Here is a 10933-nt window from a genome sequence, read left to right as displayed (position 1 = left end):
CGTGAAAGTTCTGGACACTCCCGATGGCGAGACCGCCGTCGGAGGCATAGACGGACGTGTCCGCGCTCACTGAGGGCCCATGCGACCCGGAAGCGGTCAGCCCTGAGACCGGCCCGGCGAACGAGGGTTTTCGATATGAACGTCGCCCTCGAAAACGACCCCCGCGACCGACCCTCTGTCGGCCCTGACCGAGACATTCCCCGTGAACGTATGGCGAGACGCGGGTGTCTGTTCCGAGATGTCCCCCAGGGACAACAACTGGGCTGCCGCTGCCTGCCTCCGCTCACCCTCGCTGCCGGCCAGAAGCTCCTCGAACCTGAGCCGCCAGAAGGCCGCCTGCCGCGCCAGCTCGCGTTCACGGTCCTCTTCACGCACCATGAGCTGCAGCGTCGCCGACGTATGGTCGAGCGACTCACTCACCGTGCGCTCTTGATGTGCGCCGAAAATCCTTCTCACACGGTCCCGCACCGTTTCCCAGGCGTCTGTTCCCGCCGCCTGCACCACCGCTCCGGCCCCCGCCGCAGCGATGGCCGCGAGCCCCTCAGCCAACATGACGCCCCTCCCACGCAGAACCAGGACTCCATTCAATCCCGCCCCGCAGCGCACCGCGTCGTGTTCCGCGGAAACGCAGCCGGTCGTCAAGCCGCCTCGTACTCGTGGGCTCGGCCGCCCCGCCACTTGACCCAGGCCGGGTCGTCGAGGAGGTCCTCGGCGTCCGGGAGGCCCGCGCGGCGGAGGAACTCGACGACGTCCTCGTCGCTGTGGGCGAGGCCGAGAATGCTGCCGCGCGCGGTGACGCGCCTCCCGCCGGTGGGGGACGGCTGATGGACGACGATCGGGGCACTGTCCATACCTCCAGGATGCCCGGGAACGGCCCCGAACGGCGCGGGGCGGCCCGTACCGGATCCTCGGGACCCCGGTCACCGCGTTCCGTCTGCGACACTGGGGGAACCATGCCCAAGCCCGGAGAACTCACTTTCGTCGCCCCCCGCGGAGCCAAGAAGCCGCCGCGGCACCTGGCCGACCTCACGCCCGCCGAGCGGAAGGAGGCCGTCGCCGCGATCGGCGAGAAGCCCTTCCGCGCCAAGCAGCTGTCCACGCACTACTTCGCGCGGTACGCCCACGACCCCGCCGAGTGGACCGACATCCCGGCCGCCTCGCGGGAGAAGCTGGCCGGGGAGCTGCTGCCCGACCTGATGTCCGTGGTGCGGCACATCTCGTGCGACGACGACACCACCCGCAAGACCCTGTGGCGGCTGCACGACGGCACGCTCGTGGAGTCGGTGCTCATGCGCTACCCGGACCGGGTCACCATGTGCATCTCCTCGCAGGCCGGCTGCGGGATGAACTGTCCCTTCTGCGCCACCGGGCAGGCGGGCCTCGACCGGAACCTGTCGACCGCCGAGATCGTGCACCAGATCGTGGACGGCATGCGCTCCCTGCGCGACGGCGAGGTGCCCGGGGGCCCGGCGCGGCTCTCCAACATCGTCTTCATGGGCATGGGCGAGCCGCTCGCCAACTACAAGCGGGTCGTCGGCGCCATCCGTCGCCTCACGGACCCCGAGCCCGACGGGCTCGGCCTCTCGCAGCGCGGCATCACCGTCTCCACCGTCGGTCTCGTGCCCGCCATGCTGCGTTTCGCCGACGAGGGCTTCAAGTGCCGTCTCGCCGTCTCCCTGCACGCGCCCGACGACGAGCTGCGCGACACCCTCGTGCCCGTCAACACGCGCTGGAAGGTGCGGGAGGTCCTCGACGCGGCCTGGGAGTACGCGGAGAAGTCCGGGCGCCGGATCTCCATCGAGTACGCCCTCATCCGGGACATCAACGACCAGGCCTGGCGCGGTGACCTGCTCGGCAGGCTCCTCAAGGGCAAGCGGGTGCACGTCAACCTGATCCCGCTGAACCCGACGCCCGGTTCGAAGTGGACCGCCTCCCGCCCGGAGGACGAGAAGGCCTTCGTCGAGGCCATCGCCCGCCACGGCGTCCCGGTGACCGTCCGGGACACCCGGGGCCAGGAGATCGACGGCGCCTGTGGACAGCTCGCCGCCGCCGAGCGCTGACCTTGTAGTCTGGGCTCGAACACATCTCCATATTCCGACAGGGGAGCGCCACAGCGCTGAGAGTGCGGTAACCGTAGACCGCAGACCCTCTGAACCTCGCCCAGGTCATTCTGGGTAGGAAGTTCGGTCGCAACTCAAGCTGTTGCGCCCTGCCCGTGTCCCCCGGACGCGGGCAGGGCCGCGTCTCTTCCTGGTCACACCCAGGAGGAATCCAGTGAGCATCAAGAAGGCCGCCGCCGCCGCGCTCGTCGCGGCGCTCGGCGTCACCAGCCTGGCCGCGTGCGGCACCGAAGAGAGCCGTGGCGCGGCCGGCAAGACCGACCAGCCCGCGCCGAAGACGGTGACGCTGGTGAGCCACGACTCGTTCAACGCCTCCAAGGAGGTGCTGGCCGACTTCACGAAGCAGACCGGCTTCACGGTCAAGGTCCTGAAGAGCGGCGACGCCGGCGAGGCCGTCAACAAGGAGATCCTGACCAAGGGCTCCCCGCAGGGCGACGTCTTCTTCGGCGTCGACAACACGCTGCTGTCCCGCGCCCTCGACAACGGGATCTTCGTCCCGTACGAGGCGAAGGGCCTGGACCGGGTCCCGGCCGCGTACCAGCTCGACAAGGAGCACCGGGTCACCCCGGTCGACTCCGGCGACATCTGCGTCAACTACGACAAGAAGTACTTCGCCGACAAGAAGCTGGCGCCGCCGGTGACCTTCGACGACCTGGCGAAGCCGGCGTACAAGGACCTGCTGGTCGTGGAGAACCCGGAGCGGTCCTCCCCGGGCCTCGGCTTCCTGCTCGGCACGGCCGCGAAGTACGGCGACGCCGGCTGGCCGGACTACTGGAAGAAGCTCAAGGCCAACGGCGTGAAGACCGTCGACAGCTGGGAGCTCGCCTACAACCAGGAGTTCTCCGGCTCGGCCGGCGGCAAGCAGGCCAAGGGCGACCGGCCGCTGGTCGTCTCGTACGCCTCCAGCCCGCCCGTCGAGGTGCTCTACGGCGAGCCGCAGCCGAAGGTGGCGCCCACCGGCGTCTCCACCGGCACCTGCTTCCGCCAGACCGAGTTCGCCGGCCTGCTGAACGGCGCGAAGAACCCCCAGGGCGGCAAGGCGCTGATCGACTTCCTGATCTCCAAGAAGTTCCAGGAGGACATGCCGCTCCAGATGTTCGTCAACCCGGTGGCGAAGGACGCGGCCCTGCCCGAGCTCTTCACGAAGCACGGCGTCGTGGTCGACAAGCCGGAGACCATGGCACCCGAGAAGATCGCAGAGAAGCGTGACCCGTGGATCCAGCAGTGGTCGTCGCTCGTCCTGAAGTGACCCGGGACGTCCGGGGGAGCGTGACGCGGCTCGGCCTGATGGCCCTGCCCGTCGCGTTCTTCGGGCTCTTCTTCGCCTGGCCCGTCGTGTCCATCGTGGACCGCGGGCTGCGGCCCGACGGCACCTGGCGGCTCGGCGGGATCGGCGAGACGCTGACCCGGCCGGACATCCTCGACGTGCTCGGCTTCACCCTCTGGCAGGCGCTCGCCTCCACCGGCCTGACCCTGCTGGTCGCGCTGCCGGGGGCGTACGTCTTCGCCCGCTTCGACTTCCCCGGCAAGAGCGTGCTGCGGGCCGTCGTCACGGTCCCGTTCGTGCTGCCGACCGTCCTCGTCGGCACGGCGTTCCTGGCGCTCGTCGGCCGGCACGGGCTCACCGACGAGCTGTGGGGGCTGCGCCTCGACACCGGCGTGTGGGCGATCCTCCTCGCGCACGTCTTCTTCAACTACGCGGTCGTCGTACGGACCGTCGGAGGCCTCTGGGCGCAGCTCGACCCGCGTCAGGAGGAGGCCGCCCGGGTCCTGGGCGCCTCGCGCCTGCGGGCCTGGCGGACGGTGACGCTGCCGGCGCTCGTGCCGGCGGTGGGAGCGGCCGCCCTCATGGTCTTCCTCTTCACCTTCACCTCCTTCGGTGTCGTGCAGATCCTCGGCGGGGACGCCTACTCCACCCTGGAGTCCGAGATCTACCGGCAGACCGCGCGGCTGCTCGACCTGCGGACGGCCGCCGTCCTGACCCTCGTCCAGTTCGTCGCCGTCGGCGCGATCCTGGGCGTGCACGCCTGGACGGTACGGCGGCGGGAGACCGCGCTGCGGCTGGTGGCGCCGGAGACCACCGCGCGCCGGCCGCGCGGCGCCGGACAGTGGGCCCTGCTCGGCGGCGTCCTCGTCTCCGTGGCGCTGCTCGTCCTGCTGCCGCTGGGAGTGCTCGTGGAGCGCTCCTTCGCGGGGCCCGACGGATACGGGCTGCGGTACTACCGGGCGCTCGGCTCGCTCGACGAGTCCGGTACCTTCCTCGTCCCGCCGCTGGAGGCCATCGGGAACTCCCTGCGGTACGCGCTGGCCGCCACCGCCATCGCCGTGGCCGTCGGCGGGCTCGCGGCGGCGGCCCTCACCCGGCGGGCCGGGCGTCTCAGCCGGGGCTTCGACGCGCTGCTCATGCTGCCGCTCGGGGTCTCGGCCGTCACCGTCGGCTTCGGCTTCCTCATCACGCTCGACGAGCCGCCGCTCGACCTGCGGGCCAGCTGGATCCTCGTCCCGCTCGCCCAGGCCCTGGTCGGCGTGCCCTTCGTCGTACGGACGATGCTGCCGGTGCTCCGGGCGGTCGACGAGCGGCTCCGGGAGGCGGCGGCCGTGCTCGGCGCCTCGCCTTGGCGGGCCTGGCGGGAGGTGGACCTGCCGCTGGTGCGCCGGGCGCTGCTCGTCGCGGCCGGGTTCGCCTTCGCCGTGTCGCTCGGCGAGTTCGGGGCGACCGTCTTCATCGCCCGGCCCGACAGCCCGACCCTGCCGGTGGCGGTGGCCCGGCTGCTCGGCCGGCCGGGCGAGCTCAACTACGGCCAGGCGATGGCCCTCTCGACGATTCTGATGGTGGTGTGCGCGGTGTCCCTGCTGCTGCTCGAACGGCTGCGCACCGACCGGACCTCCGGGGAGTTCTGATGCTTTCGATCGAGGACGCGACCGTACGGTTCGGGGAGCGGGCCGTGCTGGACGCCGTGGACCTGGAGGTCGCCGAGCACGAGATCGTGTGCGTGCTCGGCCCCAGCGGCAGCGGCAAGTCCACCCTGCTGCGGTCCGTCGCCGGGCTCCAGGCGCTCGACGGCGGCCGGGTGCTGCTCGGCGGCGCCGACCAGGCCGGGGTGCCGGTGCACCGGCGGGGCGTCGGCCTGATGTTCCAGGACCACCAGCTCTTCCCGCAGCGGGACGTCGGGGGCAACGTCGCCTTCGGGCTGCGGATGCGGGGCGCGCGGAAGGCCGAGCAGACCGAGCGGGTGCGGGAGCTGCTCGACCTGGTCGGCCTGCCCGGAGCCGGGCGGCGGTCCGTCGCCGCGCTCTCCGGCGGCGAGCAGCAGCGGGTCGCGCTGGCCCGTGCGCTGGCGCCCCGGCCCCGGCTCCTGATGCTCGACGAGCCGCTCGGCCAGCTCGACCGGGGGCTGCGGGAACGGCTCGTGGTGGAGCTGCGGCAGCTCTTCGGGCGGCTGGGGACGACGGTCCTCGCCGTCACCCACGACCAGGGCGAGGCCTTCGCGCTCGCCGACCGGGTGGTGGTCATGAGGGACGGGCGGATCGCCCAGTCGGGGACGCCCGTGGACGTGTGGCGGCGGCCGGCGTCGGAGTTCGTGGCGCGCTTCCTCGGCTTCGACAACGTGGTGGCGGCGACGGTCACCGGCGGTGCCGCGCGGACTGTGTGGGGCCCGATCCCCGTCCCGGACGGCTCGCCGGAGGGCGAGCGGCGGCTCCTCGTCCGCCCGGGCGGCGTGCGGCTCGTGGCGCGGGACCCGGCCTGGACCGTGGAGAGCCGGACCTTCCGGGGCAGCCACGTCGTCGTACGGCTGCGCCCGGCCGAGGGGCCCGCGCTGGAGGCCGAGCTGCCGCTCCGGGAGGCTCCGGAGGAGGGCGCCCGGGTGGGGCTGGAGTTCCGTCCGGAGGACGTGGTGGTGCTGGGGGACGACATGCCGTGAGCGCTGCGATGAGTTTTCCGGGCCGGGGGAGTCTCCTGTTCGTACGGCGTCTCACTGTCGACCGCGCCGGGAGGAAGTCATGGCCCAGTTGCTCAGAGTGCAGAACTTCATGGTCTCGTCCGACGGATTCGGTACGGGGGAGGGGCAGAGCCTGGAGCGGCCGTTCGGGCACGCGGACCCGGGCACCCTCTTCGCGTGGGCCGGGGCCACGGCGAGCTGGCCGAACCGGACCGACCCCGGAGGCAGCCGGGGGCTCGACGACTACTTCACCCGGGACTTCGCCCGGAACATCGGCGCGGAGATCATGGGCCGCAACAAGTTCTCCCCGCTGCGGGGGCCCTGGGAGAACGAGGAGTGGCGCGGCTGGTGGGGCGAGGAGCCGCCGTTCCACACGCCGGTGTTCGTGCTGACCCACCATCCGCGGCCCTCGTTCACGCTCTCCGACACCACGTTCCACTTCATCGACGCCGACCCGGAGACGGCCCTCGCGACCGCCAAGGAGGCGGCGCAGGGGAAGGACGTCCGTCTCGGCGGCGGCGCCACCACGGTCCGTGAGTTCCTCGACGCCGACCTCGTCGACACCCTGCACGTCGCGGTCTCGCCGGTGGAGCTGGGCGCCGGGGTGCGCCTCTGGGACTCGCCCGACGAGCTCCTCGACCGCTTCCACCGCGACGTCGTGCCGAGCCCGGGCGGCACCGTGACCCACCACCTGTACTGGCGGAAGTGACCCGCACGGGGGACGGCTCCGGACGGCGAGACCTTCGCGGTCCGCGCCGTACCACCGGGGGCCGCCCGCAGGGGCGGCCCCCGCCGTCAGGTCGTCAGAGGGAGGGCCGCCAGGCTCGCGACCGCCCAGGTCAGGGGGAGGAAGACGGCGAGGAGCGCCCCGGCGCGGAGCAGGGCCGCCGTGCGCAGGACGGTGGCCGGTGCGCCGATGCGGAGCAGGGCCTCGGTGGTGTGGGCGCGGCCCTGCCGGGACTCCAGCGCCGCGGTGAGGAGCGAGGCGGTGGTGCAGGCCAGGACGAGGGTCGCGCCGAGGCCGGTGAGGGGGCCGAAGGCGTCGGAGTCCGTGTCCGCGGCGTACAGCGAGGCCGCCGCGAGGGTGCCCGAGAGCACCGCGCTGACCACGCCGAGCGGACGGCCGATGCGGCGGGCCTCGGTCATGAGGACCCGGCCGGCGAGCAGCCGGGTGGCGCCCGGCCGGACGGACTGGAGGAGCCGGCCGCAGCCGTGGGCGAGGCCGGGGCCCGCGAGCGCGAGGCCCGCGGCGGTGAGGACCCAGCCGGCGAGGACGCCCGCCGGGCTGCCGTCGAAGCGGCCCGGCAGGGGCAGCGCGTTCCCGGCGCCGCTCTGTGCGGCGTACGTCTCGATCGCGAGCCCGACCGCGACGAGGGCGACGCCCCAGGGCAGCCCGGAGGGCATCGACGTCTCGGCGCCCTCGGGCGCGGCGGGCGCGGGGCGGGGGCGCAGCGCCAGACCGGCCGCCGTCGCCGCCGCGATCGGGAGCACGGCGAGCAGGGTGAGGGCGGCGGCGAGCGGGACGGGCTGGTCGGCGGCGAGGAGTCCGGCGGCCGCCCCGTCGAAGGGCAGGCCGGTGATGTCGCCGCGCAGGTGCAGGTAGAACAGGAGCGCGACCGCGGAGCCGAGCGTGCAGGCGACGGCCGTCGAAGCGGCGGCGATCGCCGTGAGGCGGGCGGGGCCGAGGCCGATCGCGGAGAGCCCGGGGCGCGGCCGGATGCTGGGGTCGGTGCGGGCCACCGCGACGGCGAACTGGACGGTGGCGGCGAGCGGCAGGGCGCACCAGAGGAGCCGCAGCACCGAGGCGGAGGAGCGCCCGGGGTGCCCGACGGCGTATCCGAGGGTGCAGAGCAGGAGGAAGCCCACCCCCGCGGCCGCGGCGGCGACGAGGAGCCGGCGCGTGAGGACGAGGGGGTGGGTCCCGCGGGCTAGACGGAGAGCGAGCACGCGGCGACGCCCTCCGCCCCGGACACCGGAGGTACGGCGCCGACCCGGCGTCCGTCGAGGAGCGCGACGGTGCGGTCGGCGAGTGCCGCGACCTCGCCGTCGTGGGTGGCCAGGAGCACGGTGATGCCGTGCGAGCGGGCCGCCGCCGTGAGGGTGCGCAGGACCTGCGTGCCGTCGGCCCGGTGCAGGGTGGCGGTGGGCTCGTCGGCGAAGAGCACCGGCGGGATGGTGACCAGGGCGCGGGCGATGGCGATGCGCTGGCGCTGGGACTGGGTGAGGGCGTGCGGCCGCTTGCGGGCGCAGGCGCCGATGTCGAGCCGCTCCAGCCACTCGAGGGCGGCGGTCTTCGCGGCGCGGTGGGAGGTCCCGCGCAGCAGCAGCGGCAGGGCGGTGTTCTCCCAGCCGGTGAGCTCGGGGACGAGGCCGGGCTCGGGGTCGATCCAGCCGAAGCGCTCGCGCCGGAGCCGTTCGCGCTGGGCGGGGCCCAGGGTGTGCACGGGGGCGCTGTTGAACCAGACCTCGCCCTGCTGGGCGACGAGCTGGCCGGAGAGGCAGCGCAGGAGGGTGGTCTTGCCGCTGCCCCGGGGGCCGACGACGGCGAGGATCTCGCCCTCGCGGGCGCCGAGGGAGACGCCGCTGAGCGCCTCCGAACCGCCCAGGGCGCAGTGCAGGGAACGCGCCCAGAGCACGTCGTTGTCCGGTGGGGCCATCGCGTACACCTCGTGTCGGATCCGATACTCGCCTTCCCCCGTCCGGGGGAACGAAGGGACGGGTCTGTCGGTCACCCGCACCGTAAGGATTCAGATCCGTTTGTACGGACAGCACACGGCCCGGGCGGCGGCCATCCACTCGGATGGCCGCACACCCGGGCCGGGGTCACGCCGTGAGGGCGGCGTGATGCTGGGGGACCTTAGAGCTTGGTCCAGGCCTCGGTGAGCACGTTGCGCAGGATGCCCTCGATCTCGTCGAAGGTGCCCTGGTCGGCGATCAGCGGCGGGGCCAGCTGGATGACCGGGTCGCCACGGTCGTCGGCACGGCAGTACAGGCCGTTCTCGAACAGCGCCTTGGAGAGGAAGCCGTACAGGACGCGCTCGGTCTCCTCGTCCGTGAAGGACTCCTTGGTGACCTTGTCCTTGACGAGCTCGATGCCGTAGAAGTAGCCGTTGCCGCGGACGTCGCCGACGATCGGCAGGTCGTGCAGCTTCTGCAGCGTCGAGAAGAAGGCGCCCTCGTTGTCCAGCACGTGCTGGTTGAGGCCTTCCTTGTCGAAGATGTCCAGGTTGGCGATCGCGACCGCCGAGGACACCGGGTGGCCACCGAAGGTGTAGCCGTGCAGGAAGGTGTTGTCGCCCTTGTAGAACGGCTCCGCGATGCGGTCCGAGACGATGCAGGCGCCGATCGGGGAGTAGCCCGAGGTCATGCCCTTGGCGCAGGTGATCATGTCCGGCACGTAGCCGAACTTGTCACAGGCGAACATCGTGCCGAGGCGGCCGAAGGCGCAGATCGTCTCGTCGGAGACGAGCAGCACGTCGTACTGGTCGCAGATCTCGCGGACGCGCTGGAAGTAGCCGGGCGGCGGCGGGAAGCAGCCACCGGCGTTCTGCACCGGCTCCAGGAAGACGGCCGCGACGGTCTCGGGGCCCTCGAAGAGGATCTGCTGCTCGATCTGGTCGGCGGCCCAGCGGCCGAAGGCCTCGGGGTCGTCGCCGTGGATCGGGGCGCGGTAGATGTTGGTGTTCGGCACCTTGTGCGCGCCGGGGACCAGCGGCTCGAAGGGGGCCTTCAGGGCCGGCAGGCCGGTGATGGACAGGGCGCCCTGCGGGGTGCCGTGGTAGGCGACCGCACGCGAGATGACCTTGTACTTGGTGTGCTTGCCCTGGAGCTTGAAGTACTGCTTGGCGAGCTTCCAGGCGGTCTCGACGGCCTCGCCGCCACCCGTGGTGAAGAAGACCTTGTTGAGGTCGCCCGGGGCGTAGTCCGCGAGGCGCTCGGCGAGCTCCACGGCCTTGGGGTGCGCGTACGACCACACCGGGAAGAACGCGAGTTCCTTGGCCTGCTTGTACGCGACCTCGGCCAGCTCCTCGCGGCCGTGTCCGGCGTTGACCACGAAGAGACCCGCGAGACCGTCGAGGTAGCGCTTGCCCTTGTCGTCGAAGATGTAGGTGCCCTCGCCACGCACGATGGTGGGAACGGGCGAGTTCTCGTACGACGACATGCGGGTGAAGTGCATCCACAGGTGGTCGTAGGCGGTCTTGCTGAGGTCCTGGGTCACGATTATCGAGTTCCCCACATGTAGGTCTGCTTCTTGAGCTTGAGGTAGACGAAGCTCTCGGTGGAGCGCACGCCGGGCAGGGTGCGGATGCGCTTGTTGATCACATCCAGCAGGTGGTCGTCGTCCTCGCAGACGATCTCCACCATCAGGTCGAAGGAGCCCGCGGTCATCACCACGTACTCGCACTCGGCCATGGCCGTGAGCGCCTCCGCCACCGGATCCAGGTCACCCTCGACGTTGATGCCGACCATCGCCTGCCGCCGGAATCCCACGGTGAGCGGGTCGGTGACGGCGACGATCTGCATGACGCCCTGGTCGAGCAGCTTCTGGACGCGCTGCCGCACGGCGGCTTCGGAGAGGCCCACGGCCTTGCCTATCGCCGCGTAGGGGCGGCGACCGTCCTGCTGGAGCTGTTCGATGATCGCCAGGGAGACGGCGTCGATCGTCGGGGACGAACCGGTTCCGGTTCTGGGGTCTGTGCTTCGACTGGCCACGCCTTCACTGTGCACCGAGATGGGCAGTCACGCAAGCCGGGATCGATGAAATTCGTTGTGATGGGCTCCAGATCTCACCGAATCCGAAGTTGGGAGGGGTCGGGGCTGTTGAAAGCGTCAGTCGAGCGATTAGGCTGGGGTGTCTCGCCCATCGGGACA

Annotated in this window: 11 protein-coding genes and 1 riboswitch; of the genes, 5 read left to right on the top strand and 6 right to left on the bottom strand. The window is 71.9% G+C overall.

All coding sequences use genetic code 11. From position 1 onward, the window contains the following. Nucleotides 1–96: 96 nt before the first annotated feature. Both ACFYXU_RS00420 and ACFYXU_RS00415 read right to left on the bottom strand, forming a co-directional pair. Nucleotides 97–552 (bottom strand): hypothetical protein, encoded by a 456-nt coding sequence (locus ACFYXU_RS00420; protein ID WP_389456042.1) that lies wholly within the window; start codon nt 550–552, stop codon nt 97–99. 86 nt (nt 553–638) lie between these two features. Continuing rightward, a complete protein-coding gene (locus ACFYXU_RS00415; RefSeq protein WP_376510551.1) occupies nt 639–851 on the bottom strand; it encodes a hypothetical protein in 213 nt (70 codons plus the stop codon). 102 nt (nt 852–953) lie between these two features. On the opposite strand from ACFYXU_RS00415, the gene rlmN reads away from it, so the two are divergent. The 5 genes from rlmN to ACFYXU_RS00390 all read left to right on the top strand — a co-directional run bounded on the left by rlmN (nt 954) and on the right by ACFYXU_RS00390 (nt 6770). Beyond that, nucleotides 954–2060 carry a 23S rRNA (adenine(2503)-C(2))-methyltransferase RlmN gene (gene rlmN / locus ACFYXU_RS00410; RefSeq protein ID WP_056566000.1) on the top strand — a complete coding sequence of 369 codons (1107 nt, stop codon included), beginning with the start codon at nt 954–956 and terminating at the stop codon, nt 2058–2060. Nucleotides 2061–2089: 29 nt separating this feature from the next. Then, nucleotides 2090–2199: riboswitch (TPP riboswitch) on the top strand. A 75-nt stretch (nt 2200–2274) separates the two neighbouring features. Beyond that, entirely contained in the window at nt 2275–3369 is a 1095-nt protein-coding gene (locus ACFYXU_RS00405; protein ID WP_389456040.1) for a thiamine ABC transporter substrate binding subunit, read from the top strand. 38 nt (nt 3370–3407) lie between these two features. Continuing rightward, nucleotides 3408–5021: an ABC transporter permease gene (locus ACFYXU_RS00400; protein ID WP_389456716.1), complete on the top strand. Its 1614-nt coding sequence runs from the start codon at nt 3408–3410 to the stop codon at nt 5019–5021. Beyond that, entirely contained in the window at nt 5021–6043 is a 1023-nt protein-coding gene (locus ACFYXU_RS00395) for an ABC transporter ATP-binding protein (protein ID WP_376513807.1), read from the top strand. Before ACFYXU_RS00400 ends, ACFYXU_RS00395 begins: the two co-directional genes overlap by 1 nt. 79 nt (nt 6044–6122) lie before the next feature. Then, nucleotides 6123–6770: a dihydrofolate reductase family protein gene (locus ACFYXU_RS00390; RefSeq protein WP_329850604.1), complete on the top strand. Its 648-nt coding sequence runs from the start codon at nt 6123–6125 to the stop codon at nt 6768–6770. Between the two features lie 86 nt (nt 6771–6856). Here ACFYXU_RS00390 and ACFYXU_RS00385 read toward each other — a convergent pair whose 3' ends face one another. The 4 genes from ACFYXU_RS00385 to ACFYXU_RS00370 all read right to left on the bottom strand — a co-directional run bounded on the left by ACFYXU_RS00385 (nt 6857) and on the right by ACFYXU_RS00370 (nt 10774). Further along, nucleotides 6857–8008, bottom strand: a complete 1152-nt coding sequence (locus ACFYXU_RS00385; protein WP_389456038.1) for a hypothetical protein — start codon at nt 8006–8008, stop codon at nt 6857–6859. Further along, entirely contained in the window at nt 7990–8718 is a 729-nt protein-coding gene (locus ACFYXU_RS00380) for an ATP-binding cassette domain-containing protein (protein ID WP_329850606.1), read from the bottom strand. The genes ACFYXU_RS00385 and ACFYXU_RS00380 overlap by 19 nt, the downstream gene beginning before the upstream one ends. A gap of 200 nt (nt 8719–8918) precedes the next feature. Beyond that, entirely contained in the window at nt 8919–10298 is a 1380-nt protein-coding gene (locus ACFYXU_RS00375) for an aspartate aminotransferase family protein (protein WP_329850607.1), read from the bottom strand. Next, entirely contained in the window at nt 10283–10774 is a 492-nt protein-coding gene (locus tag ACFYXU_RS00370) for an Lrp/AsnC family transcriptional regulator (RefSeq protein ID WP_329850608.1), read from the bottom strand. Before ACFYXU_RS00370 ends, ACFYXU_RS00375 begins: the two co-directional genes overlap by 16 nt. Nucleotides 10775–10933 lie beyond the last annotated feature (159 nt).

It is taken from the genome of Streptomyces sp. NPDC002232 (assembly GCF_042890295.1).
Lineage (GTDB): Bacteria > Actinomycetota > Actinomycetes > Streptomycetales > Streptomycetaceae > Streptomyces.
Note: the sequence above shows the minus strand (reverse complement) of the source record. Positions and strands in the feature narration are given on the sequence as shown.